This is a genomic window from Streptomyces sp. MspMP-M5, from assembly GCF_000373585.1.
GTDB lineage: Bacteria > Actinomycetota > Actinomycetes > Streptomycetales > Streptomycetaceae > Streptomyces.
Map to the genome: position 1 here is coordinate 261,237 of NZ_KB891853.1, position 26,970 is coordinate 288,206.

At 73.9% G+C, this 26,970-nt stretch carries 26 protein-coding genes; 8 read left to right on the forward strand and 18 right to left on the reverse strand.

Features of this window, described 5'->3' with window-relative positions:
* Positions 1 to 88: 88 nt before the first annotated feature.
* Together B073_RS0101180 and sigE are read right to left on the reverse strand one after the other, a co-directional pair.
* Positions 89 to 1,033, reverse strand: a complete 945-nt coding sequence (locus B073_RS0101180) for an anti-sigma factor family protein (protein WP_018536262.1) — start codon at positions 1,031 to 1,033, stop codon at positions 89 to 91.
* Positions 1,030 to 1,734 (reverse strand): RNA polymerase sigma factor SigE, encoded by a 705-nt coding sequence (gene sigE, locus B073_RS0101185; protein ID WP_018536263.1) that lies wholly within the window; start codon positions 1,732 to 1,734, stop codon positions 1,030 to 1,032. Before sigE ends, B073_RS0101180 begins: the two co-directional genes overlap by 4 nt.
* Before the next feature lie 299 nt (positions 1,735 to 2,033).
* Between sigE and B073_RS0101190 the strand changes: the two genes are divergently transcribed.
* Complete coding sequence (locus B073_RS0101190; RefSeq protein WP_026246929.1) at positions 2,034 to 2,717, forward strand: O-methyltransferase; 684 nt, start codon at positions 2,034 to 2,036, stop codon at positions 2,715 to 2,717.
* A 176-nt stretch (positions 2,718 to 2,893) separates the two neighbouring features.
* Here B073_RS0101190 and B073_RS43440 read toward each other — a convergent pair whose 3' ends face one another.
* Positions 2,894 to 3,061, reverse strand: coding sequence for a DUF3117 domain-containing protein (locus B073_RS43440; RefSeq protein ID WP_003985072.1), 168 nt, complete (start codon positions 3,059 to 3,061; stop codon positions 2,894 to 2,896).
* A 323-nt stretch (positions 3,062 to 3,384) separates the two neighbouring features.
* Between B073_RS43440 and B073_RS0101200 the strand changes: the two genes are divergently transcribed.
* Positions 3,385 to 4,185: an enoyl-CoA hydratase/isomerase family protein gene (locus B073_RS0101200; RefSeq protein ID WP_018536265.1), complete on the forward strand. Its 801-nt coding sequence runs from the start codon at positions 3,385 to 3,387 to the stop codon at positions 4,183 to 4,185.
* A gap of 27 nt (positions 4,186 to 4,212) precedes the next feature.
* Here B073_RS0101200 and B073_RS0101205 read toward each other — a convergent pair whose 3' ends face one another.
* Together B073_RS0101205 and B073_RS0101210 are read right to left on the reverse strand one after the other, a co-directional pair.
* Entirely contained in the window at positions 4,213 to 4,818 is a 606-nt protein-coding gene (locus B073_RS0101205) for a DNA-3-methyladenine glycosylase I (protein ID WP_026246930.1), read from the reverse strand.
* Positions 4,815 to 5,294 (reverse strand): DivIVA domain-containing protein, encoded by a 480-nt coding sequence (locus B073_RS0101210; protein ID WP_018536267.1) that lies wholly within the window; start codon positions 5,292 to 5,294, stop codon positions 4,815 to 4,817. Before B073_RS0101210 ends, B073_RS0101205 begins: the two co-directional genes overlap by 4 nt.
* Positions 5,295 to 5,389: 95 nt before the next feature.
* Between B073_RS0101210 and folP the strand changes: the two genes are divergently transcribed.
* Positions 5,390 to 6,250 (forward strand): dihydropteroate synthase, encoded by an 861-nt coding sequence (gene folP, locus B073_RS0101215; protein WP_018536268.1) that lies wholly within the window; start codon positions 5,390 to 5,392, stop codon positions 6,248 to 6,250.
* Positions 6,251 to 6,465: 215 nt separating this feature from the next.
* On the opposite strand, the gene B073_RS0101220 is transcribed toward folP, so the two are convergent.
* Both B073_RS0101220 and dapE read right to left on the reverse strand, forming a co-directional pair.
* On the reverse strand, positions 6,466 to 7,218 hold the full coding sequence (locus tag B073_RS0101220) for a TIGR00730 family Rossman fold protein (RefSeq protein WP_018536269.1): 753 nt from the start codon (positions 7,216 to 7,218) through the stop codon (positions 6,466 to 6,468).
* A gap of 105 nt (positions 7,219 to 7,323) precedes the next feature.
* A complete protein-coding gene (dapE, locus tag B073_RS0101225; protein WP_018536270.1) occupies positions 7,324 to 8,424 on the reverse strand; it encodes a succinyl-diaminopimelate desuccinylase in 1,101 nt (366 codons plus the stop codon).
* A 42-nt stretch (positions 8,425 to 8,466) separates the two neighbouring features.
* On the opposite strand from dapE, the gene B073_RS0101230 reads away from it, so the two are divergent.
* Positions 8,467 to 9,402 (forward strand): hypothetical protein, encoded by a 936-nt coding sequence (locus B073_RS0101230; RefSeq protein ID WP_018536271.1) that lies wholly within the window; start codon positions 8,467 to 8,469, stop codon positions 9,400 to 9,402.
* A gap of 309 nt (positions 9,403 to 9,711) precedes the next feature.
* Positions 9,712 to 10,170, forward strand: coding sequence for a hypothetical protein (locus tag B073_RS0101235; protein WP_018536272.1), 459 nt, complete (start codon positions 9,712 to 9,714; stop codon positions 10,168 to 10,170).
* A gap of 72 nt (positions 10,171 to 10,242) precedes the next feature.
* Here the strand turns inward: B073_RS0101235 and dapC are convergent, their stop codons facing one another.
* Both dapC and fdxA read right to left on the reverse strand, forming a co-directional pair.
* Positions 10,243 to 11,370, reverse strand: a complete 1,128-nt coding sequence (gene dapC / locus B073_RS0101240; protein ID WP_018536273.1) for a succinyldiaminopimelate transaminase — start codon at positions 11,368 to 11,370, stop codon at positions 10,243 to 10,245.
* A 189-nt stretch (positions 11,371 to 11,559) separates the two neighbouring features.
* Positions 11,560 to 11,886, reverse strand: a complete 327-nt coding sequence (fdxA, locus tag B073_RS0101245) for a ferredoxin (protein WP_016573354.1) — start codon at positions 11,884 to 11,886, stop codon at positions 11,560 to 11,562.
* Positions 11,887 to 12,028: 142 nt separating this feature from the next.
* Here fdxA and B073_RS0101250 point away from each other — a divergent pair, with 142 nt between their 5' ends.
* Together B073_RS0101250 and B073_RS0101255 are read left to right on the forward strand one after the other, a co-directional pair.
* Entirely contained in the window at positions 12,029 to 13,141 is a 1,113-nt protein-coding gene (locus tag B073_RS0101250; RefSeq protein ID WP_026246933.1) for a GNAT family N-acetyltransferase, read from the forward strand.
* Between the two features lie 16 nt (positions 13,142 to 13,157).
* Positions 13,158 to 14,087 (forward strand): transglutaminase-like domain-containing protein, encoded by a 930-nt coding sequence (locus B073_RS0101255; protein WP_018536275.1) that lies wholly within the window; start codon positions 13,158 to 13,160, stop codon positions 14,085 to 14,087.
* A 55-nt stretch (positions 14,088 to 14,142) separates the two neighbouring features.
* On the opposite strand, the gene B073_RS0101260 is transcribed toward B073_RS0101255, so the two are convergent.
* The 9 genes from B073_RS0101260 to B073_RS0101300 form a co-directional block, all read right to left on the reverse strand.
* Positions 14,143 to 15,264: a PP2C family protein-serine/threonine phosphatase gene (locus tag B073_RS0101260; protein ID WP_018536276.1), complete on the reverse strand. Its 1,122-nt coding sequence runs from the start codon at positions 15,262 to 15,264 to the stop codon at positions 14,143 to 14,145.
* Positions 15,265 to 15,489: 225 nt separating this feature from the next.
* On the reverse strand, positions 15,490 to 16,095 hold the full coding sequence (locus B073_RS0101265; RefSeq protein WP_018536277.1) for a response regulator transcription factor: 606 nt from the start codon (positions 16,093 to 16,095) through the stop codon (positions 15,490 to 15,492).
* Positions 16,096 to 16,357: 262 nt separating this feature from the next.
* On the reverse strand, positions 16,358 to 17,626 hold the full coding sequence (locus tag B073_RS0101270; protein ID WP_037810640.1) for a sensor histidine kinase: 1,269 nt from the start codon (positions 17,624 to 17,626) through the stop codon (positions 16,358 to 16,360).
* The gene (locus B073_RS0101275; protein WP_018536279.1) at positions 17,623 to 18,360 is read right to left on the reverse strand and encodes an ABC transporter permease; all 738 of its coding nucleotides are present in this window, start codon (positions 18,358 to 18,360) and stop codon (positions 17,623 to 17,625) included. Before B073_RS0101275 ends, B073_RS0101270 begins: the two co-directional genes overlap by 4 nt.
* Entirely contained in the window at positions 18,357 to 19,316 is a 960-nt protein-coding gene (locus B073_RS0101280; protein ID WP_078507846.1) for an ABC transporter ATP-binding protein, read from the reverse strand. Before B073_RS0101280 ends, B073_RS0101275 begins: the two co-directional genes overlap by 4 nt.
* Positions 19,317 to 19,486: 170 nt before the next feature.
* Positions 19,487 to 21,838, reverse strand: a complete 2,352-nt coding sequence (locus B073_RS0101285) for a hypothetical protein (RefSeq protein ID WP_026246935.1) — start codon at positions 21,836 to 21,838, stop codon at positions 19,487 to 19,489.
* A 242-nt stretch (positions 21,839 to 22,080) separates the two neighbouring features.
* The gene (locus B073_RS0101290) at positions 22,081 to 22,608 is read right to left on the reverse strand and encodes a DUF6113 family protein (protein ID WP_018536282.1); all 528 of its coding nucleotides are present in this window, start codon (positions 22,606 to 22,608) and stop codon (positions 22,081 to 22,083) included.
* On the reverse strand, positions 22,605 to 23,606 hold the full coding sequence (mshB, locus tag B073_RS0101295) for an N-acetyl-1-D-myo-inositol-2-amino-2-deoxy-alpha-D-glucopyranoside deacetylase (RefSeq protein WP_018536283.1): 1,002 nt from the start codon (positions 23,604 to 23,606) through the stop codon (positions 22,605 to 22,607). The genes B073_RS0101290 and mshB overlap by 4 nt, the downstream gene beginning before the upstream one ends.
* Before the next feature lie 135 nt (positions 23,607 to 23,741).
* Positions 23,742 to 23,936 carry a hypothetical protein gene (locus tag B073_RS0101300; protein ID WP_018536284.1) on the reverse strand — a complete coding sequence of 65 codons (195 nt, stop codon included), beginning with the start codon at positions 23,934 to 23,936 and terminating at the stop codon, positions 23,742 to 23,744.
* A 233-nt stretch (positions 23,937 to 24,169) separates the two neighbouring features.
* Between B073_RS0101300 and B073_RS0101305 the strand changes: the two genes are divergently transcribed.
* Positions 24,170 to 26,335 carry a prolyl oligopeptidase family serine peptidase gene (locus tag B073_RS0101305; protein ID WP_018536285.1) on the forward strand — a complete coding sequence of 722 codons (2,166 nt, stop codon included), beginning with the start codon at positions 24,170 to 24,172 and terminating at the stop codon, positions 26,333 to 26,335.
* The last annotated feature ends 635 nt before the right edge of the window (positions 26,336 to 26,970 follow it).

Consider the following 26,970-nt stretch of genomic DNA (forward strand, 5'->3'; position numbering starts at 1 on the left):
CAGGCCCGTGCGGCACGCGCCCCTGGGCAGGGGCGCGCCGCCCGAGAAGGGATTCAACCAGTTCCGGGCCGGGGGTGCGCAGGGCCGGTCAGTGCGGACCGGAGGCGGCCGGGCCGGTGGGGGCCGACGAGCCGAGCAGCGGCCGCGTCGACTCCGGCGGCGGCAGCGGTGGCGGGGTGCGGCGGACCGGGGCGTTGCCGCTCGTGGCGGACAGCGGGGCGAAGCGGAACGCGGCCTCCGGGCCGGTGGCGGCGATCAGCGGCGAGAGGCCGAAGCGGCCGGGCGCCGGGCTGAAGGCCGGTACCGCGTCCGACGGGCGGCTCGCGCCGGGCGCGAACAGGGACATCGGGCTGGGCGCGGGCGCACCGGTCGGGTTGCTGACGGCGAGCCAGGACTCGGGGCGGGGCTCACGCGTCGTCAGGAAACCGTCGTCACCGGAGAGCGTGCGGGGGCCCGCCGCGGGACCGGCGCCGAGCGGGGTGACGGCGGTGCCGCTGCCCTCGGCGCGGGGGCCGGGGACGTCGACGGCCGCGTCCAGCGGGAGGGCGCCGCCGAGCGCGAACGCCGCCAGCGAGACCGCACCGGCCGCCGCGAACGCCAGCCGGCGCCGCTGCGGTATGCCGCGCTCCGGCTCCTGCACCCGGAAGCCGCGCGCCCGGGACGGCGCGGAGACGGCCAGGGCGCCGCCGAGGTGCCGCTCCGCGGGGACATAGCCGAACGCACCGTCGCCGCGGGCGAACTCGCCGCGGCCGAAGGTGCCGTTGCCCAGCCGGCTGCCGGGGCCGCCGGACTCGCCGCCGGGCAGCTGCTGCAGACGCGCCAGCAGCCCCTCGGAGGGCCCGGGGGGCAGTGCCTGCGCGAACACGTTCTTCAACCGACGCTGTTCATCGGCCTCCGCCTTGCACTTCCCGCACGTGGCGAGGTGCGCCAGCACCCGCTCGCGTGCGTCGTGGCCCAGTTCACCGTCGACCAGGGCCGCCAGGCGGTCGCCGAGATGCTGCTCGGCGGGGGACGGACCGCCACTTCCGCTCACGCGATTCCGACCTCCCTACCGGGCACCACGGCCAGGGTCCGCCGCTCCTGCCGCCGCTGCTCCTGGCGCTCCTCGGCCCGCGCCTCCGGCGAGCGGTGCTTGAGCGCCTTGCGCAGGTGGGACCGGCCCCGGTGGATCCGGCTGCGGACCGTACCGAGCTTGACGCCGAGGGTCGCGGCGATCTCCTCGTACGACAGGCCCTCGATGTCGCAGAGCACCACGGCGGCACGGAATTCGGGCGCGAGGGTGTCCAGCGCGTGCTGCACGTCCGCGTCGAAGTGGGTGTCGTCGAACTGCTGCTGCGGTGCGGGCTCCCGGCTGGGGAGCTTCTCGGCGGCGTCGTCACCGAGCGCGTCGAAGCGGATGCGCTGGCGGCGGCGGACCATGTCCAGGAAGAGGTTGGTGGTGATGCGGTGCAGCCAGCCCTCGAAGGTGCCGGGGGTGTACGTCGACAGCGAGCGGAAGACGCGGACGAACACCTCCTGCGTGAGGTCCTCGGCGTCGTGCTGATTGCCGGTGAGGCGGTAGGCGAGGCGGTAGACCCGCGCGCTGTGCAGGCTGACGATCTCCTCCCAGGTGGGAGGAGACCACGCCTGCGCGTCCGCGTCGGCGGCGAAGGTCGCGGTGGGCGCGTCGGCGATGGGGGCCCCTCCCCTGGCCTTGGGGCCGTGAGGGCGGAATCGGTCAGCTGTGTTGGTCACGGATTTCGGCCCGGTGAACGACCGTCGCAAGCGCCTGCGCACCCTTCGGTCACCCGCCGTAGCCGCACCTCCCCTGGTGGCTCTGGTGGTGTCCAGTAGAGCCCCTACCATATCCACCTCGCCCGTTAGCTCCGGATAAGCAGTTTTGACCAGCATTTGGTTCGACTTCTCGTGCTGCCGTGGCGCTCTCGCGGCCTCTTGCGCGGTATCCACCGGTGCGTCCCCCCGTCTCTCCCCCTGCCCTCTCCTAACGCCCGGTCCCATCTGCGGGTTCCCGCGCGCAGCGGATACAGTCACGGTTGCGTCAACTACGGGGACAGGAGAGGGCCATTACCGGCAACCGGCAGACGAGCTTGGCATTCGCCGAGGCGTACGGCGCCGGGACCATCGACGACGCCGCCCACTCCGCCCTGCTCTGGTGCCGCGACCGCGCCCGGGAGCTCGGCGTCCGCGCCGTGAGCGCCGGCACCGGCGCGGCCCTGCGGATGCTGGCCGCCACCGCCGACGCCAAGGCCGTCGCCGAGATCGGCACCGGCACGGGGGTGTCGGGCATCTACCTCCTGCACGGCATGCGCCCGGACGGCGTGCTGACCACCGTGGACCTCGAACCGGAGCGGCAGGTCTTCGCCAAGCAGGCGTTCCGCGCCGCGGGCTTCGCCGGCAACCGCGCCCGCTTCATCCCCGGCCGGGCGCTGGACGTCCTGCCGCGCCTGGCGGACGGCGGCTACGACCTCGTCTTCTGCGACGGCGACCTCCTGGAGTGCCTGGAGTACCTCGCTGAATCGTTGCGTCTGCTGCGCCCCGGCGGCCTCGTCTGCTTCCAGGGCGTCTTCACCGACGGGCGGACGGTGGACTCCGCGGAGCAGCCGGCGGAGGTGCTGCGGGTCCGCGAGCTGCTGCGGGCCGTACGGGAGAGCAGCGCGCTGGCGCCGGCCCTGCTGCCGGTCGGCGACGGGCTGCTCTGCGCGGTCAAGCGCGCCTGAGCCCGTCCGGCCCGGGCGCACGGCCCGCCCCTGCCGGAGCCCCCGTGCACGAGTACGCGAAACGGCCCCGGCACGCGGCGCGCCGTTGATCGGCGTGCCGCGTGCCGGGGCCGGGGTGTCCGGCTGAAGGTACCGGGGCGGGGACCCCGAGGACCGCAGCGGTTTCTCCGCCCTCGTCAGACGGTGACCTTCTCCAGGGCCTCACCCAGGGCCTTGGCCTCGTCGGGGGTCAGCTCGACGACGAGCCGACCGCCGCCTTCGAGCGGAACGCGCATGACGATGCCCCGCCCCTCCTTGGTCACCTCGAGCGGGCCGTCGCCCGTCCGCGGCTTCATGGCCGCCATGCTCGTTCCCCTTCCTGAAACCAGCTCATCTCAGCCGACGGCCTGGATAGGCGCGTGTCACCGGCGTCGAACACATTGCTTCCAGGCCATTATCCCGCATCGAACGACCCGATGACCAACATCAGGGGGCATCCCTTTGGCAACGCGCTCCCGCAAACCCACCCAATTCGGGGAGCGGGCTGCGATACTGCGCCACTCTCCGCCACCCGGCACGGCCACATTCTTTGACGTACGTCACATGCCCACTGCGGATGATCTCCGGCATCCTGGGCGCGGGCTGCCTCTGCCGGGCAGTCCAGAGCCGCGACGGAGGGGACTCCACTATGGCCGACACCGTGCTCTACGACGTGACCGACGGACTGGCGACGGTCACCCTCAACCGCCCCGACGCGATGAACGCGCTGAACACGGAGGCGAAGGTCGCCCTCCGGGACGTCCTGCGGGAGGCGGCCGCCGACCCGGCCGTGCGGGCGGTGCTGCTGACCGCCACCGGGCGCGCCTTCTGCGTCGGGCAGGACCTCAAGGAGCACATCGGGCTGCTGGCCGAGGACCGCGAGACCGGCGCGGGCCGCACCATGAACACCGTCCGGGAGCACTACAACCCCATCGTCACGGCGCTGGCCGGGATGCCCAAGCCGGTGGTGGCCGGGGTCAACGGGGTCGCCGCGGGCGCCGGGGCGGGCTTCGCGCTGGCCGCCGATTACCGCGTCGTCGCTGACACCGCCTCCTTCAACACCTCGTTCGCGGGGGTGGCGCTGACCGCGGACTCCGGGATGTCCTGGACGCTGCCGCGGCTGATCGGCCACGGCCGGGCCGCCGACCTGCTGCTCTTCCCGCGCTCGGTCGGCGCCCAGGAGGCCCTGGAACTGGGCATCGCCAACAAGGTCGTACCGGCCGACGAGTTGGCCGCACAGGCGTCGGCGGTGGCCCGCCGGCTGGCCGAGGGGCCGACCGCCGCCTACGCCGCGATCAAGGAGTCGCTGGCCCACGGCGCCGGGCACTCGCTCGTCGAGACCCTGGCGAAGGAGGACGAACTGCAGGTCCGGGCCGGGGCCTCGGAGGACCACCACCGCGCCGTGGAGGCGTTCGTCAAGAAGGAGAAGCCGGTCTTCCTGGGGCGGTGATCCCGGCGCGCGGTGGCCGGGCGGCGGTCAGGCGGCCGCCGCCTCCACCTCCGCCCGCACATGGCAGCCCGCGAGATGGTCGTTGACCAGGCCGCACGCCTGCATCATGGCGTAGGCGGTGGTGGGGCCGACGAACCGGAAGCCGCGCTTCTTGAGGTCCTTGGCGAGGGCGGTGGACTCCGGCGTCACTGGCTGGAGGTCGCCGGTGGTGCGCGGCGCCGGGCGGCCGGTCCGCGCCGGGGCGTAGGACCAGATCAGCGCGTCGAACTCGCCGGGGGACAGCTCGGCGGCTGTCCGGGCGTTGGCGAGCGTCGCGCTGATCTTGGCGCGGTTGCGGATGATGGCCGGGTCGACGAGCAGCCGCTCGGCGTCCTCGTCGGTGAACCGCGCCACCTCGGCGATGCGAAAGCCGGCGAACGCGGTGCGGAAGCCCTCGCGGCGCCGCAGGATGGTGATCCAGGACAGCCCCGACTGGAACGCCTCCAGGCTCATCCGCTCGAAGAGCGCGTCGTCGCCGTGGACCGGCCGGCCCCACTCGGTGTCGTGGTAGGAGCGGTAGTCCGCCATCTGCTCCGACTCCATGCCCCACGGGCAGCGCGGGACGCCGTCGGGCGCCGTCACCACTCCACTCATGCCTGCTCCTCGCCTTCTCCGCGCGGCGCGCGGGTGTCTCCCCGCTCGGGGGCTTCCGGGCCGCTGGTCCCCGCGGCGCCACCCGGTGCGTCCGGCTCCCCGGCCGGTCCGGTGGCGGGCGGGGCCGGCGGGGCGTCCTCGATGAGGCCCGGCCCGCCGATCGCCGCGGCGTTGGCACCGGCCAGCGCGGCCTCCAGCTCGGCGATCCGGGCGTCCCGCTCGGCGAGCTCGGCGCCGAGGCGGTCCAGGACGTCGTCGACGTCGTCCATGCGGTAGCCGCGGACGGCCACCGGCAGCCGGACGGACTCGACGTCGGCCCGGGCCAGCGGGCGGTCCTGGGGCAGCGGGTCGTGGAGCCCCGCGGGCTCGGCGTCGCGCAGCCCGCCGCCCTCCCCGCCGGCGTCTCCCCCGCCGACGACGACCAGCGTGACCGCGGCCACCACCACGACCAGCGCGATCAGCATGAACCAGAACACGACCAACTCCCCGGACTTCAGGTGCCTGCTCCGATCGTGCCATGCGGGTCCGACAGTTAGGGTCGCTCCCGAACCACGGAGAGGGAGTCAAGGGAATGCTGCGGCTGGGAAAACGCGAGTTCGGGGCGCATGAGCCGGTGATCATGGCGATCGTCAACAGGACTCCGGACTCGTTCTACGACCAGGGCGCGACCTTCCGCGACGAGCCCGCGCTGCACCGGGTGGAACAGGCGATCGCCGAGGGCGCCGCGATCATCGACATCGGCGGCGTCAAGGCCGGCCCGGGCGAGGAGGTGGGCGCCGAGGAGGAGGCCCGCCGCACGGTCGGTTTCGTCGCCGAGGTGCGCCGCCGCCATCCCGACGTGGTGATCAGCGTCGACACCTGGCGGCACGAGGTCGCCGAGGCGGTGTGCGAGGCCGGCGCGGATCTGCTCAACGACGCCTGGGGCGGGGTCGATCCGCGGCTCGCCGAGGTCGCCGCGCGGTACGGCGTGGGCCTGGTGTGCACGCACGCGGGCGGCGCCGAGCCGCGTACCCGGCCGCACCGGGTGGTGTACGACGACGTGATGGCCGACATCCTGCGGGTCACCCTCGGACTGGCCGAGCGGGCCGTCGCGTTGGGTGTCCGGCGGGACGGGATCCTGATCGACCCGGGGCACGACTTCGGGAAGAACACCCGGCACAGCCTGGAGGCGACCCGGCGGCTGGGCGAGATGGCGGAGACCGGGTGGCCGGTGCTGGTCTCGCTGTCCAACAAGGACTTCGTCGGCGAGACGTTGGACAAGCCGGTCAAGGAGCGGGTGCTGGGCACCCTGGCGACGACCGCGGTCTCCGCCTGGCTCGGCGCCCAGGTCTACCGCGTCCACGAAGTCGCCGAGACCCGGCAGGTGGTGGACATGGTGGCCTCGATCGCCGGCCACCGGCCGCCGGCGGTGGCCCGGCGCGGGCTGGCGTAGGGGTTTCCCCGAGAGCCGCTTTCCCGAGAGCCGGGGGCGGGGGCGGGGCCCCAGGGGGCGGGCGAACGGATCCCGTAGGGGTCGCGCGCGCCCCCTACGGGGCCTCAACCGGCCGGGCGGGAGCGGTATTCCGGGTGGGGGGCGGTATTCCGGGCGGGGGCGGTATCAGGGCGGGGAAATAGTTTCCGGCGGCGGGCCGACCCTGGATCCCGGCCTCAGATCCCGACCTCCTTCGTCACCAGCGCGATGGCTTCGTCCACGTCGTCGCTGAGGTGGAACAGCTCCAGGTCGTGCGGGGACGCCTTGCCCTGGGCGACCACCGCCTCGCGGAGCCAGGAGACCAGCCCGCTCCAGTAGTCGGAGCCGAACAGCACGATCGGGAAGCGGGTGACCTTGCGGGTCTGGACGAGGGTCAGCGCCTCGAAGAGCTCGTCGAGGGTGCCGAGTCCGCCGGGGAGGACGACGAACCCGCGGGCGTACTTCACAAAACACGTCTTCCGGACGAAGAAGTAGCGGAAGTCCACCCCGAGGTTCACGTACGCGTTCATGCCCTGCTCGAAGGGCAGCTCGATGCCGAGCCCCACGGAGGTGCCGCCGGCCTCGAAGGCGCCCTTGTTGGCGGCCTCCATGGCCCCGGGGCCGCCGCCGGTGATCACCGAGAAGCCGGCCTTGACCAGCGCCGCGCCGATCCGCACACCGGCGTCGTACTCCGCCGTGCCGCGCGGTGTACGGGCCGAGCCGAAGACACTGACGGCCGGGCCCAGCTCGGCCAGCGCGCCGAAGCCCTCGACGAACTCCGACTGGATCCGCATCACGCGCCAGGGATCGGTGTGCACCCACTCGGAGGGGCCCTCGGAGTCCAGCAGCCGCTGGTCCGTCGTCGTACCGGTCTGCACCTGGTCGTGCCGGCGCAGAACGGGGCCCAGCCGCTGTTCCTCCGGGCTGTACGCTCCCTCGGGATTGGCCATGACGTGCTCCCTCCGCTGACAGATCGTTTGCCACTTCAGCCTAGATCGGCCGCGGTGAAGCGGAAGGGAATTCGCCGGTTGGGCCAGAGGGCCGCGACGGGACGGTCAGGTGGCCGGACCGGCGGTCAGCCAGGCGCGCAGTCGCTCCTCGCAGTGCAGGATGCGCTCGACCGCTACCCGCTCGTCCTTCTTGTGCGCGAGCAGCGCGTCACCGGGTCCGTAGTTGACGGCCGGGACGCCGAGGGCACTGAAGCGGGAGACGTCGGTCCAGCCGAACTTGGGCTTCGCGCTGCCGCCGACCGCCGCCATGAACGCCCGCGCCGCCGGGTGGGACAGCCCGGGCAGCGCCCCCGGGGAGTGGTCGTCGACGACGAACTCGTCCACGGGGCAGTCCGCGAAGACCTCCCGGACGTGCGCCAGCGCCTCCTCGGCGGTGCGGTCGGGCGCGTAGCGGAAGTTGACGGTGACGGTGCACGCGTCGGGGATGACGTTGCCCGCGACCCCGCCCTCGATACGGACGGCGTTGAGGCCCTCGCGGTATTCCAGGCCGTCGATGACCGGGCGGCGCGGCTCGTAGGCGGCGAGCTTCGCCAGGAGGGGGGCGGCGGCGTGGAGGGCGTTGGCGCCCATCCAGCTGCGCGCGGAGTGGGCGCGCTCGCCGCGGGTGCGCAGCAGGACCCGGAGGGTGCCCTGGCAGCCGCCCTCCACCTCGCCGTCGGAGGGCTCCAGGAGGACGGCGAAGTCGCCCGCGAGCCAGTCGGGGTGGGCGTCGGCGAGGTGCCCGAGGCCGTTGAGGTGCGCGGCGACCTCTTCGTTGTCGTAGAAGACGAAGGTCAGGTCCCGGTTGGGCGCGGGGACGGTGGCGGCCATCCGGAGCTGGACGGCGACCCCGGACTTCATGTCGCAGGTGCCGCAGCCCCACAGGACGCCGTCCGCGTCGAGCCGCGAGGGCACGTTGTCGGCGATCGGCACGGTGTCGAGGTGGCCGGCGAGCACCACCCGCTCGGCGCGGCCCAGCTGCGTACGGGCGACGACGTTGTTGCCGTACCGGTCGACGGTCAGGTGCGGCAGGGCGCGCAGGGCGTCCTCGACGGCGTCGGCGAGGTCTTTCTCGTTGCCGCTCTCGGACGGGAAGTCGACGAGCTGAGCGGTCAGCGCGGCGGCGTCCAGCGACAGGTCAAGGCCGGGGTGAGTGGAGCGCTCCATGAGGCCGACCCTATCCGCCGGCCCTCGGGTACGTTGTGCTGCGTGTCCGCCCAGCCCCTTTCCCCCGCCCGCCGCGCCCGTCTGTGGCGCATCACCGCGGCGCTCGCCGTCCTTCTCGGGGTGGCCGCGTATCTCCTGGTGCAGTACGTCACCAGCGGACCCGGGGCGCCGCGCTGCACGGTGCGCGTCCAGGGCGGCGGGGATCCGTACGAACTCACGCCCGAGCAGGCCGCGAACGCGGCGACGATCTCGGCGGTGGCGGCCTCGCGCGGGCTGCCGGAGCGGGCGGTGACGATCGCGCTGGCGACCGCCATGCAGGAATCCGGGCTGCGCAACATCAATTTCGGCGACCGGGATTCGGTGGGGCTGTTCCAGCAGCGGCCGTCGCAGGACTGGGGCACCGTGCAGCAGATCATGGACCCGGTCTATTCGTCCGGGGAGTTCTACCGCCACCTGGTGAAAGTCCCCGGCTATTCCCGGCTGCCGTTGACGGTCGCCGCGCAGAAGGTGCAGCGCAGCGGCTATCCGCAGGCGTACGCCAAGCACGAGGCGAATGCGGCACTGCTCACCGGGGCGCTGACCGGGCGGAACGGGGACGTACTGAGCTGCACGGTGAGCCACCCCGTGGACGGCGCCGGGCCGGACGGCGCGGGGAAGGTGCGGGAGAAGCTGGTGCGGGAGTTCGGGACGTCCGTGCTGCCGCGCACGGCAGCGGCCGGGGGGCGCGGGGCGCGGCCCGGGCGCAGCCTGACGGTGCCGGTGCCGTCGGACGGCTACGGCGCGACGGTCCCCGGCGAGGCGGCGGAGCGCGGCTGGCAGCTGGCCAACTGGGCGCTGGCGCACGCCGCCGATCTGCACCTCGACCGGATCTCCTACGCGGGGCGGACGTGGACGGCGGCCGACTCGGACAAGGGCTGGCAGGGCCCGGCGGCGTCCGGGGACACCGCGCCCTCGGTGACGATCGTCACCGCCAAGTAGCGCGTCGGCCCGGTCCACTTGGGGCCTGCGCGCAGCAATCCCCTTTCCCGTTCGGGCTTTTCACCTGGTTGCGGCCGTATCCTCGGCCAATTCCCGCGCGTTTAACGGGCTGTGACCTTTCCGCACGGCCGCGGCGCGCATGCATATTGCTCGTATTTATCCCGGGCAGATTATGTGACGCGTTGCCAATTCTTTACCGCATTCCACCGAAACCTTCGGGCACCTGACGCGGTATTCAGGGCGTCCGTCCGCCCGGCGGACATGGCACATCTGTCAGAAGTACGAGTTCTTCTCCGTAAAAGGAGCACCATGTCCCTCCCCGTTACGCGTCGGATCGCCCGAGCCGCCCTGCTGGTCGCGGCGGGCACCGCTCCCGTGGTCGCGGCGGCCGGAACCGCCAGCGCCGTGTCCCTGCCGCCCACGGGCAACGAGCTGGGCGGCGTGACCACCCTGGACTCCGCGAACACCAGCAAGACCGTGGACAGCACCGCTCGGAACGGCGTCGGGCTGGTCAACCGGACCGGTTCCGAGGCCTCGGAGGGCCTGGCGCCGGCGCTGGTGCGGACGCTCGCTCCGGTCGTCGAGGAGGCCGCGCCCCTCACCCGGGAGACCGCCCGCAGGGCGGAGAACGTGGCCCGCCCGGTGGCGCAGAAGGGCATCTCCACCAACTCGGTGGCCACCGATGCCGTCAAGCGGCTGGTCGGCGCGCCCCAGGAGGCGCACACCCCGCTGCACGGCCTGATCGGCGGGATGCCGCTCGGCCGCTGATCCACCGCACGCCGCGGGGGCCCGGGGAACTGCTCTCCCCGGGCCCCCGCGCGTTGTCCGCGGCTCGGCGGCTCAGTCGGCCAGGCGGCGCACCGCGGCCGCCACCCGCTCGTCGGTGGCGGTGAAGGCGATCCGGACGAACCGCTCGCCCGCGGCGCCGTAGAAGTCGCCGGGGGCGACCAGGATGCCGCGCTTGGCGAGGTCGCCGACGGTGTCCCAGCAGGGCTCGTCGCGGGTCGCCCAGAGGTAGAGCGACGCCTCGCTGTGCTCGATGCGGAAGCCCGCGGCCTCGAAGGCGGTGCGCAGTGCGGTGCGCCGGCGGGCGTAGCGCTCGCGCTGCTCGGCGACGTGCGCGGTGTCGCCCAGCGCCGCGACGGTGGCGGCCTGGACGGGCGCGGCGATCATCATGCCGCCGTGCTTGCGGATCTGGAGCAGGTCGCCGAGGACCACGGCGTCGCCCAGCAGGAACGCGGAGCGGTAGCCGGCGAGGTTGGAGCGCTTGGACAGCGAGTGGACGGCGACGATGCCCTCGTAGGAGCCGCCGCAGACGTCCGGGTGCAGGACGGAGACCGGGTCGGCCTCCCAGCCCAGTTCGAGGTAGCACTCGTCGCTGACGACCAGGACGCCGTGCTCGCGGGCCCAGGCGACGGTGCGGCGCAGCTCGTCGACGGTGAGCACCCGGCCGGTGGGGTTGGACGGGGAGTTGAGCCAGAGCAGCTTCAGGCCGGCCGGGTCCAGCTCGGTCGGCTCGTCGTAGACGACCGGCTCGGCGCCGGCCAGACGGGCGCCCACCTCGTAGGTGGGGTAGGCCAGGCGCGGGTAGGCCACCTTGTCGCCGGCGCCGAGGCCCAGCTGGGTCGGCAGCCAGGCGACCAGTTCCTTGGAGCCGACTACCGGCAGCACGTTGGTGTGCTCCAGGCCGGGGGCGCCGAGGCGGTCGGCGGCCCAGCCGGTGAGGGCGTCCCGCAGGGCCGCGGTGCCCCACACCGTGGGGTAGCCCGGGCTGTCCGCCGCGTCGGTCAGGGCCCGCTGGACCAGCGCGGGGACCGGGTCGACCGGGGTGCCGACGGAGAGGTCGACGATGCCGTCCGCGTGGGCGGCGGCGGTCGCCTTGTACGGCTCCAGACGGTCCCAGGGGAAGGCGGGCAGGCGCTCGCGCAGGGACGCGCCGGACGGGTGGCGGGAGGAGACTGCGCCCACGGTGCTCTCTTTCTCGTACGGAGTGGCGCGGAGGACGTCGGCGCGAAAACGCCGCGGTCCCGTACGGCGGGTGGGCCGTACGGGACCGGGCGGCGCCGTGCGACCTTCCCCAGCTCATGCCGGGGCGGTCCCCGGCGGCCTCGGAGGCAGGGCGGAGCGGGCCGGCTCCCGTCCGTCCTCCGGGCGGTGTCAGTGGTCCTGGTTCTGCGGCGGCAGCGCGGCGATGAACGGGTGGTCGCGCTCGATCAGGCCGAGCTTGCTGGCACCACCCGGGGAACCGAGCTCGTCGAAGAACTCCACGTTCGCCTTGTAGTAGTCCTTCCACTCCTCCGGGGTGTCGTCCTCGTAGAAGATCGCCTCAACCGGGCAGACCGGCTCGCAGGCACCACAGTCGACGCATTCGTCCGGGTGGATGTACAAGGACCGGGAGCCCTCGTAGATGCAGTCGACGGGGCACTCCTCGATGCATGCCTTGTCCTTGACGTCGACACAAGGCTGCGCGATGACGTAGGTCACGCTGTCGTTCCTCCTCAGTAGGGCCGGCGGTCCGATCTGCGGTACCGCCGCTGGGCGCGCGGGAGCGCGGCGTCGTCGATGCCCGCCACCTAGTATCTCCGTTCCCGGGCACGAGACGAACAAGAGGGGCGGTCAGAGAGCGATGGAATTCCTCTCCGGAGGGCACGCGGAAGTCAGGATCACCCCTGCCGATGTGGGCAAAAGGGTATCCGTCCGGCGTCTCACCGGGGCCCCGGCCGGGGGGCCGGCTTTCACGGACACGGTCGGCGTTCTCACATCATGGAACAGCGGTGTGCTGAGCATCACACGGCGGGACGGCGAGGCGGTGCGGATCGAGGAGTCTGCGCTGGTGGCGGCCAAGGTCGTGCCGGCGGCGCCGGCCCGCCGGAAGGTCCCGGCGGCCACCGTCCGCGAGCTCCAGCGGGTCGCGGCCCGCGGGTGGCCGGCCATCGAGACGGAGCCTCTCGGGGAGTGGACGTTGCGGGCGTCCGTCCAGGAGTTGCCGGACGAAGCGCGCCGGGGAGGGGTGGTGGTCGGGAGACGGGATCAGGAGGTGCCGCGCGAAGCGCGCCCGGGAGGGGCGGTGGCCGGGAGACGGGCGGGCTTCACCCGCCGCGCCAACTCGGTGCTGGCGGTCGGCGATCCCGGGCTGCCGTTGGACGAGGCGCTGGCCCGGGTCACCCGGTGGTACACGGAGCGGGGGCTGCCCCCTCTGCTCACCGTCGCCACCGGGCGGCCGGACACCGACGAGCGGCTGTCCGCGGAGCTGGCCGCCCGCGGCTGGACCGACGAGGCACACACCTCCGTGCGGATCGCGGCCCTGGCGCCGCTCGCGGACACCGACGCGGACACGTCGGCCGTGCGCCTCTCCCGGCGGCCGGACGCCGGCTGGCTGGGCCTGTACAACCGGACCGGCACGCCCACGGCACAGGCGTCGGCGGTGCTGACCGGCGGGCCGTCGGTGTGGTTCGCGCGGGTGCCGGCGCCGGACGGGAGCACCGCGGCGATCGGGCGGCTGGTCGTCGACGGGCGCTGGGCGGGCTTCGCCGCGGTGGAGACCGCCGCCGGGCGGCGGCGCGAGGGGCTGGCGACACTGGTGATGGCGGCACTCGCCGAGCGGGCCCTGGAGGAGGGCGCCTCGGCGGCGTACCTCCAGGTCGAGGCGGACAACGCCGACGCCCTCGCGCTGTACGACGGGCTGGGGTTCGTCGAGCACCACGGCTATCACTACCGACGCGGCCCGGCGGGGGCCTGAGGGGTATCGGTCCGGTATGGGTGAGCGAGCGGAGCGCGGGGAACCGGGGCCCGAGCGGGACGCGGCGCAGGAGGCTCGGCGGCGGGAGTTCGCGGCCGCGGCCCGGGAGGAGCGGCCCGATCTCGCGCGGCTGTGCCTGCTGATCTGCGCCGAAGCCGATCCGGCACTGGACGAGGCCGGGATCGACGCGGCGCAGATCGAGCTGGACCGGCTGGCCGGACTGCTCCCGTACGCCCCTGCCGGCGGCCCCGGCGCCTGGGCACGCAACCTCGCGGAGCTGCTGGGCACCCGGGAGGGCTTCGCCGGGTCGCCCGGCGACTACCGCCGGCTGGAGTCGTCGCTGCTGCACGAGGTGCTGCGGCGGCGGCACGGGCTGCCGATCCTGCTGTCGGTGGTCTGGATGGAGGTCGCCCGGCGGGCCGGGGCGCCGGTGTACGGGGTGGCGCTGCCGGGCCACTTCGTCGTCGGTTTCGGGGACCCGGCCGGGCCGGATGTCGCAAGGGCCCACGGCACCTCGTCGAGGGGTGGTCGGGAGACGGGTGGGCATGTGCTGGTCGATCCGTTCGCGGGCGGGCGGCTGCTCACCAACCAGGACGCGGCGATGCTCGTCGCGGGCGCGACGGGTGAGGCGCTGGCCCCCGGGATGCTGGTCCCGGCCGGCCCGCTGGAGATCGTCCAGCGGATCCTGAACAACATCCGCGGCTGGGCCCAGGCCCGCCCGGAGCACAGCGCGGTCCATCTGTGGGCGCTGGACCTGTCGCTGCTGCTGCCGAGCCATCCGGCGCGGCTGCGCCATGAGCGGGCCCAACTCCTCGTCCAGCGAGGCGAGTTCCTGACCGGGGCGGCGGAGCTGGAGGAGTACGCGCGGGTGCTGGAGCCGGTCCAGCCGGCCGCCGCGACCGCGCTGCGCAGGGAGGCCGGGGCCGCCCGGGCCCGGCTGAACTGAGGGCGGGGGCGCGGCGCGTGGTGGTTCAGGCCGCCGTGGAACGGACCGGTGTGGTTCAAGCCGCCGCGGGACGGGCGGGTGCCGCGGCCGCGGCCTCCGCCGGGGTGCGGCGGACGACCAGCAGCGTGGCGTCGTCCTTCAGCTCGCCGCCGGTGAAGTGCTCCAGGTCGGCACGGAGGGTGCGGGCCAGGTCGGCGGGCTCCAGCTCGACCCAGGCCGCGATCCGCTCGGCCAGGGGGTAGAAACGGCCGTCGCCGCCGCGGGCCTCGGTGACGCCGTCGGTGCACAGCACCGCCCAGTCTCCGGGCTCGGGGCGGACGAGGACGCTGCGGCGCGGTTCGCGGCCGAGCCCGCCCAGCCCCAGCGGGAGCCCGCCCTCGCCGTCCGAGCGCTCGTGGACGAGGCCGTCGCGCACCAGGTAGTACGGGATGTGGCCGCAGGACAGGATCCGGGCCCGGCCGGGGGCGCGGACCTCCAGCAGCAGCGCGGTGACGAAGCGCTCGTCGGTGCCCTCCTCGGCGGAGCGGGCGTTGTAGCGGGTCAGCGCCTGCTCCATGCGGCCGGCCACGCCCTCCAGCGAGTCCTGGTACTGCGCGGCCTCGCGGAAGGACGCCAGCACCTCCAGGCCCGCGCCGATCGCCGGCATGCCCTTTCCCTGGACGTCGCCGATCAGCAGCCGCAGCCCGTGCGGGGTGTCGACGGCCTCGTAGATGTCACCGCCGACCCGGGCGCCCTCCTGGGCGGACACGTAGAAGCCGTACGCCTCCAGCGTCCCGGCGCGCAGCGGCAGTTCGCGCAGCATCGCCCGCTGCACGGTGTCGGCCACCAGGCTGGTGCGGGCGTGCAGCGCCTCGCGTTGGAGCCGGGTGCGGCACAGCACCAGGGCGAAAACGCCCACCAGGAACGCGCCGAAGACGCCGACGACCCGGCTCGCCGGGGCCCAGTCGGGCACCGTCAGCAGATCGACGTAGGTGAGACACGCGACGTAGACGACGGCGACCAGCAGCGTGCGGCGGTAGGAGCAGCGCAGCGCCGCCACCAGCGGGGCGATCCCCATGAAGGCGGAGATGTGCAGCTCGGGGCCGGTCGTGGCGTCCAGCGTCGCGACGACCAGGACGGCGAGGATCAGCAGCACCGGGACGAGCAGACCGCCCTCGGCGCGGTGCGGGGCTGGCATGACACTTCCAGCCTGCGGGACGTTCCACAGGCGCGCACAGGGGCGAAGGTCCACCGACGGGGGCGGGCGAAGGTCCTGGTGGAGGCGTGTGGGGCGGGGAGGGGGCGGCGCCTGGGTAGCTGGGGGCGGCGGGATGTCCGGTGGCTGGTGAGGGGGGCGGGGGCTTTCGTGGTGGACCCGGCCATGACCTCTCGGGCAGGCCCGGCCGTGACCCATCGGGCGGGTCTAGAGCCAGCCCTTGTCGCGGGCGGTGCGGACCGCCTCGGCGCGGTTGCGGGCGCCGGTCTTCTGGATGGCGAGCGAGAGGTAGTTGCGGACCGTGCCCGCGGACAGGCCGAGGGCGGCGCCGATCTCGGCGTTGGTGGAGCCGTCGGCGGCGGCCAGCAGGACCTCGTGTTCGCGCTCGGTCAGGGGATTGGCGCCGTCGGCCAGCGCGGCGGCCGCCAGCGCCGGGTCGATGACCCGCTCGCCGCGCAGGACCCGGCGCACCGCGTCCGCGAGCCGGGCCGCCGGGGCGTCCTTGACCAGGAACGCGTCGGCGCCCGCTTCCATGGCCCGGCGCAGATAGCCGGGGCGGCCGAAGGTGGTGAGGATGACGATCTTCACGCCGGGCAGTTCGTCGCGCAGCCGGGCCGCGGCGTCCAGACCGCTCATCCCCGGCATCTCGATGTCCAGCAGCGCGACGTCGACCTGGTGGGCCCGCGCCTGGGTGACGACCTCGTCGCCGCGCGCCGCCTGGGCGACGACCTCCAGATCGTCCTCCAGGGACAACAGCGCCGCCAGCGCCTCCCGGACCATCGACTGGTCCTCTGCCAGCAGCAGTCGGATCATGCGGGCCAGCTTACGGCCTGATGGAGGGCGGGCGGCCGGCGCCTGGGTGCGACGGCGGGCGCACGGGGCACGGGAGTGGGGCTGGTGCACTGCGGGGCGGTGGCGCGTGCCGCGGGGTGGAACTCACGCACCGCTGGACGGGCCTTGCACACCGCTGGGCGGGCGCCGTGCACCACTTGGCGGACCGGCGCGCCACGAGGCAGATCTTGCTGCGGCACCGCCAGCGAGTCCCGCGCGCCGTCCGGTGGGCTCTGGGGCCGGCCTAGAGCTGGCCGTTTGCTGGTTCCGGGGAGGTGTCCGGTATGGGGGTCGGGGTATCGGGGGTGGGGGCTGGGGTGTGCCGGGGGACGTAGGCGCGCAGGGCGAAGCCGCGGGAGCCGGGGGCCGGGCCGGTCTCCAGGTGGCCGTCGGTGAGGGCCAGCCGCTCACGGAGGCCGTTGAGGCCGTTGCCGTCGCGCTGGGTGCGGAGCGGGCCGTTGCCGTCGTCGTTCACCGTGAGGCAGAGGTAGTGGCGGTCGTCGGCCTCCCATTCCTCGGTGAGCAGCAGTTCACAGCGGCGGGCGCCGCTGTGCCGGACGACGTTGGTGATCGCCTCGCGCAGCGCCCAGGCCAGCGCGCCCTCGGTGTCGGCGGTCAGTCCGCGTGGCTCGTCCTCCAGGGCCGGGTCGACGGTGAGCGCGATACCGGCGGTGCGCAGCGCGGCGCGTGCGCCGGCCAGCTCCACGGCCAGGCGGGGACGGCGGTAGCCGGTGACCGCCTCCCGGACGTCGACCAGGGCCTGGCGGCTGACCTGCTCGATGTCGGCGACCTGCTGGGCGGCGTCCTCGGGGCGGCCGGGCAGCATCCGGCCGGCCAGCTCGCTCTTGAGGGTTATCAGGGAGAGCGAGTGGCCCAGGAGGTCGTGCAGATCGCGGGCGAGGCGCAGCCGCTCCTCGTTGGCGGCGAGGCGGGCGACCTCCTCCCGGGCGGTGCGCAGCTCCTGGGTGGTGCGGATGAGGCTCTGGACGCCGATCATGACGAAGCCGCTGCCGAGGGCGGGCAGGGCGTAGGCGAAGAGGTAGTAGTTGCGTATCTCCGGATAGCGGGCGCCGACGGCTATCACCAGCGCGGTGACCAGCGGGATGGCCCAGCGGGAGCGCCGCCAGGGCAGCACCACCGCGGAGGCCACGCTGGTGAAGATGAACAGCACCAGCCAGGAGAAGCCCAGGGTCCACGTAAGGGCGACGGACAGCACCACCATCGCCGCCAGCGGGGCGTACCGCTGCGGTGCGTTGGGCGGCTTGCGCCACACATGGCGGAAGATCAGGACGACATAGGAGAGGAGGAAGAGCGCGAGGCCGGTGAAGCCCCAGACCCGCTGCGCGGTGCCGACGCCGTGGCTGCTGAGCTCCCCCACCGGGCCGGCGAGGTAGAGCAGCCAGACGGCGATCCACATCGACTTGCGCAGGGCCTGGCGACGGCTGCGCGGCCGCTGACCGATCAGCACCAGGTTGCGGTCGTCGAATGCGCTCTTCGTCTCCACCGGTCTCATGCCTTTCGAGTGTCCTTGCGATAGAGCCAGGCTGCACCACCCACGAAGAGGACGAGGTAGCCGAGGAGGATCGCCATGTCCTTGACGTGGGGCGCGCCGCCGGCCTCGACCGCGGTGCCCAGCGCCGCGTACGCGTGCGTCGGGAGCCACTCGGAGATGTTCTGCACCCACTGCGGCAGCAGCGTCATGGGCATCCACAGGCCGCCGAGGAAGGCCAGCCCGAAGAAGCAGAGCATGGAGACCGGGCGGACCGCGTCGCCGCTGGCCAGATAGCCGATGGCGACGCCCAGGGCGGCGAAGACGAAGCTGCCGAGCCAGGTGCCGACGGCGATGGCGAGCCACTGCCAGGCTTCGAGGCGGACGCCCTTGACGGCCGCGGCGGCGATCATGACCAGCAGGATCGAGGGCAGGCTGACCGTCGCCGCGGCGGCTATCTTGGCGGCGACATAGCCGCGGCCGGGCAGGGCGGTGAGCCGCAGCTGGCGCACCCAGCCCTGCTCGCGCTCCTTGGCTATGCGCTCGCTGTTGCCCAGCAGGACGGCGGTCATGGCGCCGAACGCCGCCATCGAGACCATGTAGTACAGGCCCATGTCGAGACCGGTGCCGGGGATCGGCTTGCGGTCCGCGCCGCCGGCGATGATCAGGTAGAGCGCCGGCGGGTAGATCACCGAGAAGAACATGAACTTCTTGTTGCGCAGCGAGCGGAGGATCTCGAGCTTGATCAGAGTGGTCATCGGGCCGCCTCCTCGGCGGTGGTGAGGGCGATGAACGCCTGCTCCAGGCCGAGGCCGGAGACTTCGAGGTTGCGCGGGTAGAGGCCGAGGCCGTAGAGGGCGTGCACGGTCGCGTCGGCGGCCCGGGACTGGATGCGGACGGTGCTCCCGGAGCCGGCGTTCGACACCGACAGGGTGGTGAGGTGCGGCAGCGCCTCCAGGGCGGCGCGGTCGGCGGGCCCGGCCAGATCGAAGCTGATCCGGCGGGCGCCGGCGCGGGCCTTGATCTCGGCGGAGGTGCCGTCGGCCAGCACCCGGCCGCGGTGCAGCACGATGACGCGGTCGGCTATCGCGTCGGCCTCTTCGAGGTAATGCGTGGCGAAGAGGACCGTGCGGCCCTCGTCGGCCTGGCGGCGCATGGCGCCCCAGAAGGTCTGCCGGGAGGAGACGTCCATGCCGGTGGTCGGCTCGTCCAGCACGATGAGGTCGTTGGCGCCGGCGGTGGCGAGGGCGAACCGGACCCGCTGCGCCTGGCCGCCGGAGAGCTTGCCGACCATGCGGTCGGCGATCTCGGTGATCCCGGCGCCGGCGAGGATCTGGTCGACCGGATAGCCGTGCGGATGCAGATCGCGGGCGAGCCGGACCAGCTCCCGGACCTTGACACCGTCCATCAGGCCGCCGCTCTGGAGCATCGCGCCGACCCTGCCCTGCTCTATGGCGCGCTGCGGGGTGGTGCCGAAGAGGGACACCGTGCCGGTGTCGGGGGTGCGCAGGCCGAGGAGGAGGTCGAGGGTGGAGGACTTGCCGGCGCCGTTCGGGCCGAGGAGGGCGACGGTCTCGCCGGGGTGCAGCTCCAGGTGCAGATCGGCCACCGCGCGCACCGCGCCGTAACTCTTTCCGACCCCCTGGAAGCTGACCACCGGGGCCCGTCCCGCGTCCTGCGCGGTGGTGGCTGGGGTGGTAGCTGTCGTCGTCATGGCATTCAGCTTCGCGGATCGCCGGACCGTCCGGCAGTGTCGCCGGGCTGCAGTTCCGTATGACAGGTGTCATGGGTGAGGCCCCCTGGGGGAATCCCGGAGGATTTCCCGAGAGGGCCTCTGACCTGTGCTTTCCGCGTCTGTGGCGGTCGGGGTGGGTGGGGTGGGCGTCAGCTGCCGTTGGTCGCGATGGTCTGGACGCGTTCGGCGGGGGTTTTGCCCTGCAGCGCCTTGCCCACGGCGCCGGCCACCTCCTCGACGCTGACCGGGTGCTTGCTGCCGTCGCCCTTGGTCACCATGACGCCGTCGAAGGTGTTGCCGTAGAGCTCCTTGAGGGCGGACCGGTCGTAGTACGGCACCAGATCGCCGCCGACGATCTTGAAGGACAGGAACTTCGGAATGGACTTCTGCGGGCTGAACGAGACCGTGTGCTGGGGGCCCGTGCGGACCGTGATCAGCCCGGACATCGCCGGCTCGGCGAACTGCTTGAGCGCCTTGTCGACCGCGGCCTTGTCGACCTTGGGCTGCTGGGTGGTGGCGGCGAGCACCACGGGGGCGTCGCTGCCGGTGCTGACGCGGTTGAGGTAGGCGTCGGTGATCTTGCTCTCGGAGGCCGCGGCGTCGATCGCCTTGTGGGGCACGCCGTAGTGCGGCACGGCCTTGCCGTTCTCGAACGTGATCCCGCCGTCCGCCTCGGCGGCCGCGGGGCCGGCGAGGTTCTGCAGCGCGACCGCCAGCTTCTCCTTGTCGGTGATCACCGCCGGCTGGGCGGTGCGCTTGACGCCGAAGAGCGAGCCGATGACGGAGACCGGGTTGTAGTCCCGGCCGGCGGCGTTGCGGACCGTCGCCTGGAGGTCGATGTCCAGGCCCGCCCGGGACGGCAGCAGGGTCTCGGACTTGCCGTCGACAGTGATCTTGAGCGGTGCGGTGCGGCGGTCCTTGAGGGCGGTCTCCAGCTTCTTGACCGCGTCGTCCTTGGAGCTGCCGCCGATCTCCACACCGAGGGCGGTGGTGTTGTTGGGGACGTCGGAGTGGTCGAGCAGCAGTCCGGCGCCGTAGGCGACACCGGCCAGGACGACGACGGCGACGCCGACGAGCACCAGCTTGTTGCGGCCCTTCTTGGGCGGGTTGATCGGCTCGGGGATCTTGGGGCGCGGCTTGGGGGCGGCGCTGTCCTCGTCGCCGCCGGACACCCCGGCGAACGGGCCGGCGGCCGCCGGGCCGTCCTTCCCGGGCACCTTGGGAATGCCGCTGACGAGGGTGTCGCCGGAGACCCGGCCTCCGGGGCCGCCGCTCTTCGGGCCGCCCTTGGGGCCGGGGCCGGCGCCCTTGTCCTTCCGGGCGCCGGCCAGGCCGCCCGTGATGCCGCCGCTGACTCCGGGGCCGGCGGGCGGCGCCGGGGGCTGCGGGGTGAGTTCGGCGGTGTCGTCGCTCAGCCGGCCCGCGGCGCTCTTGCCGGCGCTGGGGTCGCTGAATCCGGGCGGGAGGTCGAGCGCCGAGTCGCCGCGCGCCGGGCCCGTCGTCGGACCGCTGGGGGAACCGCCGGCGGGGGACTCGAACGGGTTGCGGTCGCGGGCGGGCTGCGCCGGGCCGTCGAACGGCGAACCGCCGCGCGGGGCGCCGTCGAACGGGGACGCCTCCCCCCGGGGGGCGCTGTCGAACGGGGAGGCACCGGAGAGCGGGTCGCTCCCGAGAGGACCGCTCCCAAGGGGGTCGCTCCGGAGAGGGTCGCCGCCGAGCGGGTCGCCACCGAGGGCGTCGCTCCCGGACCGCTCGCCGGCCGGCCGGTCGCCGGCCAGCGGATCGCCGGCCAAGGGGGCGCCCAGGGGATCGCCGCCGAGCGGGCCCGCGCCCAGGGGATCGCCGCCGAGCGGATCGCGCTCGTAGGGCGAACCGCCGCGCCCGCGGGGGCCGTCGAAGGGCGCGCCGCCGCTCCGCGGGGCCGGCCCGGAGGCCGCCGGGGCGTCCGAGAAGTACGGGAGGTCCGGGCGCTGCGCGGACTTGCCGTCCGCCGCCCCGGGCGCGGCCGGCGTCGAGGGAGCACCGGCGGCCGGCGCCTGACCGCCGCCGGGCTGGCCCTGGGCCTTGCGCGGCGAGAACCAGTCGCTGGTCGTCTTCTCCTTCGGGGCGGCGGGCGCCTCGTCCGCCGCCGCCTCCGGCCGCGGTGTCTCCGCCGTCCGCTCGGCGGCCCGCTCGCCGCCGAAGGACGGACCGGACGTTCCCCGGGAACCGGGCGAACCGGCGGAACCGCCGGATGCAGCCGATGCGTTCATGCCGGACTCCTCACCGACGGGCTTGCGCACGACGACCGGCGGGATGGGGCGGGACCCCGGAATGTTGATCTTGATCCGCGTCGTCAGCGTGGTCTCGGTTTTGGGCTCCTCCGGCCGGTCCGCGGCTCCGGGCACCGGCGTCTCGCCGGCCTCTCCCCTGGGCGAGCCGTAGGGCGGTGTCCCCGACGGGTACACGGCTCCGCCACGGCCCCGGGGGCCGGAGGACGAACTGTCAGATTCACGACTCAAAGCAGGTTCTCCCGGTTGGCTCCGCCGCTCGTCAGAGATGATCTCCGGCCTCGGGCCGGGTGGGGGAGACCCCAGCGCTGGCCGGGGGACCGCCCCCAGGGCGGCGCGGCGGCGCGCACCACCATACTGGCCGCCGCCGGACGGCACCCGAGGTGCGCGGGAACACCGCCGCACCGGCCGGCGTCCCCGCAGCGCGGCCGGCCGCCCGGAACCGCGCCGCATCCGTCCTGGTATGAACCACGTCATCCGCCAACTCGGCCGTGGGAGACGCCCGTAGCACGCAGCTGGCTCCCGGTGGCGCAGATCACAGCGATCACGATGCCGCCCAACAGGAAGGCGTACGAGCCGAGCCCCGGGCCGAACAGGAAGTCGCCCTCCGGCCGGACGTCGCTGAGCAGCAGGAACACCGTCACCAACCAGGCGGCACCGGGCACCAGCACGCCGCCCCCCGTACCGGTGGCGCGGGCGCCGCCGTAGAAGAGGCCGGCGAGGCCGGCCAGGGCGAGCAGCAACCCGCCCGGGAACCAGGCCGCTTGGAGAAGCGTTCCGGCGAACGCGACCAGGACGCCCGCGACCAGCAGCAGGGCATAGAGGCCCACCCGGCCCGGCGTCAGCGGCGCGCCCGGTGCGGGCCGGCCCGGCGGCGCCGCGGGGGTGCCGCCGCGCGCCGCGGGCGGGCCGCCGCCGGACGCCCGCGTCCGCCGCTTCTCGTCCGCGTCGCCGTCACGGCCGCCCTTGTCCGCGGCCCCGCCACCCTTGGACGTGGTCATTCCGCCGCCTCCTCAATTCGGGCACTCTCCTCCATACCCACCAAACCGGCCGACTCGCCGATGCCCGCGAAGAGATCGTCCTCGCGTTCCCCGGCGGCCGCGCCGGACGTCCCGTGGACCAGCCGGTAGTGCTCGGTGGTGAACAGCGGCTGCCCCAGGTCGTTGGAGAGCGCGAAGAACGCCCCGTCCACCACGATCTGCGTCACATGGGCGCGCATCGCCGCGGCCTTCGCGTCCGCATACGCGCCCGCGCCCGCGAGCGACGCGGTGACCTCGGCGTCCGGGACCACGCCCGGGACGTCGTCCACCGCCGCGGCCCCGGCGAAGCCGTGCCCGGCCGTGCGCACCGCGGCCAGACCCGCCTCGACCGCCGAGCGCGGGGTGCAGTTCCAGTAAATCTTTTCGATCGCATACGCGCTGCCGAGATCCGGCCGGAAGTCCGCCCGCGCGGCCAGCTCCGCGGCCCGCATCGCCACGCGATGGGCCTGGATGTGGTCGGGGTGGCCGTATCCGCCGTTCGGGTCATAGGTGACCAGTACCTGGGGGCGCACCTCGCGGACGACGGCCACCAGGTGGGCCGCCGCCTCGTCCACAGGGGCCTGCCAGAAGCAGCCCGGACGGTCGTTCTGGGGCGCGCCCATCATCCCGGAGTCGCGGTAGCGGCCCGGGCCGCCGAGGAAGCGGTGGTCACTGACCCTGAGAGCGGCCATCGCCGCGGCCAGCTCGCGGACCCGGTGGGGTCCCAGGGCATCGTCGCGGTCCGGCGCCAGGTGGGCCAGCTCGACCGGGATGACCTCGCCTTCCTCGCCGCGGGTGCAGGTCACCAGCGTGACCAGCGCGCCCTCGGCCGCGTACTTGGCCATCGTGACGCCGTTGTTGATCGACTCGTCGTCCGGGTGTGCGTGCACCAGGAGGAGGCGGCGGGCGGGAGCGGCGGTGTCACTGCGCTGCGCGGCAGCTCCGCTCGGGGCGGCGGCGGGCGACGGCTGGGAGGTCATGCGGACAGCCTACGAGCCGCGCGTCGCGGCCTCCGCAGCCGATCGGGGCGGCCGGCCGCGGGGCCCGCGGGAAGACGGGACCGGAGGGCCGAGGCGGTCCCGGCAGGACGCCGGGACGCGATCAGAACTTCGCGGTCAGAACTTGATGCCGCCGAGCATGCCCGCGACGTTGGTGGTCAGACTCTTGATCGTCGGAGCGACGGACGAGCTGGCCAGATAGAAGCCCAGCAGCATGCAGACGAACGCATGCACCGCCTTCAGCCCGGACTTCTTGATCAGCAAGAAGACGATGATCGCCAGCAGCACCACCGCCGAAATCGAGAGTGCCACGGCGGCTCACCTCCAAGTACACACGGTCCGGACAGAGTTGACGGTACGGGAGCCGATGGCCCGACGCCACGTACCCGGGTATGCCAAGGGCTCTTTACCCCGTACCCACGGCGCGCAAGGGATCATAACTTTCCGTCCGTGCGCATAAGTCGGTGCACCGGAGCACGGCGGGGGCGCACGACGTTTTCCACAGACCCGCGCCGACCGGGCCCATCGGCCGTAGGCTCGGCGCCATGACCGGACAGCTGCCCTTCCCCCGGCACTCCGCGCGCACCCAGCGCTTCACGCTCGGCGCCCCGCGTGACTTCTCCCTCTCCCCCGACGGCACCCGTGTCGTCTTCCTCCGCTCCGCCGGCGGCACCGACCGCAGCCAGCGGCTGTGGGTCCTCGATCCGGCCGACGGGCGGGAGTTCACCGCCGCGGACCCGAGCGCCCTGTTGGCCGGCGCGGACGAGGAGCTCCCGGCCGAGGAGCGGGCGCGCCGCGAGCGCAGCCGCGAGGGCTCGGCCGGCATCGTCGGCTACGCGGTCGACGCCGCCGTGGAGTTGGCCGCCTTCGCGCTCTCGGGGCGGCTCTTCGTCTCCGAGCTGCGGGCCGGGACCACCCGTGAACTCCGCGCGGCGGGCCCGGTGGTGGACCCGCGCCCCTCCCCCGACGGCCGCCGGGTGGCATATGTGGCGAACGGCGCGCTGCGGGTCGTCGCGGCGGACGGCACCGGTGCCGGGGCCGGCGATGCGGACGGGAACCGGGCGCTGGCGGAGCCCGACGGGCCCGAGGTCACCTGGGGGCTGGCGGAGTTCATCGCGGCCGAGGAGATGGGCCGCCACCGGGGCTTCTGGTGGTCCCCGGAGAGCGACCGGGTGCTGGCCGCGCGGGTCGACGAGACGCCGGTGGCCCGCTGGTGGATCGCCGACCCCGCGCATCCGGACCGCGAGCCCGCCGAGGTGCGGTATCCGGCGGCCGGCACCGCCAACGCCGAGGTCACGCTGGCGCTGTTCGGCCTGGACGGCTCCCGTACGGACGTCCGGTGGGACACCGCGCGCTACCCCTATCTCGCCCGCGTCCACTGGTCGGCGTCCGGGCCGCCGCTCCTCCTCGTCCAGACCCGGGACCAGCGCGCCCAGCGCTATCTGACGGTCGACACCGACACCGGCGCGACCACCGCGGTGCACGAGGACGAGGACGAGGTGTGGGTCGAGCCGTTCCCGGGGGCTCCGGCCTGGACGCCGGACGGGCGGCTGGTGCGGATCGCCGACGAGGGCGGCGCCCGCAAGCTCTTCGTCGGCGACCGGCCGCTGACGGGAGAGCCACTGCACGTCCGGGCGGTCCTGGACATCGGCACGGACGACGTCCTGTTCTCGGCGAGCGGCGCGGACATGCACGACATCGGCGTCTACCGGGCGTGGTTCCGCGGCAGCGGCGACCAGGGCGGATGGGAGCGGGTCGGCGAGCGGCCGTATCCGACGGTGTCCTCGGCGGTGCGCGGCGGGGAGCTGATGGTGCTGACCCAGGCGTCGCTGGAGCGGCCGGGCACCCGCTCGGAGGTGGTGCGGCTGGATCCGGACGGCGGCGAGAAGGTGCTGACCGTCGTCGGCTCGCATGCCGAGACGCCGAGTCTCACCGCCCGGCCGCGGCTGGTGCTCGCCGGGGAGCGCCGCATCCCGTGCGCGGTGCTGCTGCCGACCGGTCATCAGGAGGGCGACGGCCCGCTGCCGGTGCTGCTCGACCCCTACGGCGGCCCGCACGGCCAGCGGGTGGTCGCCGCGCACAACGCCCACCTGACGTCCCAGTGGTTCGCCGACCAGGGCTTCGCGGTGATCGTGGCGGACGGCCGGGGCACCCCGGGCCGCTCCCCCGCGTGGGAGAAGGCGGTCTCCCGGCGGATCGGGCCGGTGGCCCTGGAGGACCAGGTGCACGCCCTGGAGGCGCTGGCCGGCTCCTTCCCCCTGGATCTGGAGCGGGTGGCGATCCGTGGCTGGTCGTTCGGCGGCTATCTGGCGGGGCTGGCCGCGCTGCGCCGGCCGGACGTCTTCCACGCCGCGGTGGTGGGCGCGCCGGTCACCGATCTGCGGCTGTACGACACGCACTACCAGGAGCGCTATCTCGGCCACCCCGAGGAGGAGCCGGCGGCCTACGCCCTGAACTCCCTGGTGACGGACGAGGGGTTGTCGGGGGCCGTGGAGCCGCACCGCCCGATGCTGATCGTGCACGGCCTGGCCGACGACAACGTGGTCGTGGCGCACTCCCTGCGGCTCTCCTCGGCGCTGCTGGCCGCGGGCCGGCCGCACGAGGTGCTGCCGCTGACGGGGGTGACGCACATGGCGTCCCAGGAGCAGGTGGCCGAGAATCTGCTGCTGCTCCAGGTGGAGTTCCTCAAGAGGTCGTTGGGGATCGGCTGAGCACCGGCCGGCCGGTGCTCACCAGCCCGGTGGGGGCGCAGAGGGCGGGGGCGGGGCATAGCGAGGGCGCGCCGCGTCCGGCGCGCCCCCGTACGCCTCGGGCGGCCGGGCGCCGGCGGTGACGTCCGGCAGGCCGGGCAGGGCCGCGACAAGCAGCGGATCGCAGACGGAGGCCGCGCGGCGGGCCGCCGCCCCGGGCGCGAGCCGAGCGGCCCCGCCAGTACGTCGGCCGGCCGCGGGAGGGCGACCGCGTCCCGGACGAGCCAGGCCGCGCCGGAGGCGGCGAGCAGCAGGCAGGCGGATGCGGCGGTGCGGCGCGCACCGCCGGTGAGACGACTCGACCGCACCGTGGACACGGCCCGCCCCGTCCGCGTCGGTGACCCACGACGTCCACAGCACCCCCGCATTCGTGAAGGCGCTACCGCAGGTCTACTCCAATCTCGCCGATCGGACAACAGGCACAGAGGGAGCGGGGCACGAAACACGCACAAATCGGTGGCCGGCCGGGGGGACCGCTGGCGCCCCCGGCCGGCCTACGGCACCCGCACGGCCGTACGTTGTTCAGCATGAAGCGTCCGTATATCGGTGATGCGACAGGCAAGTTGCCTTCACGTTAAGGCGTTTGGTACCGATTT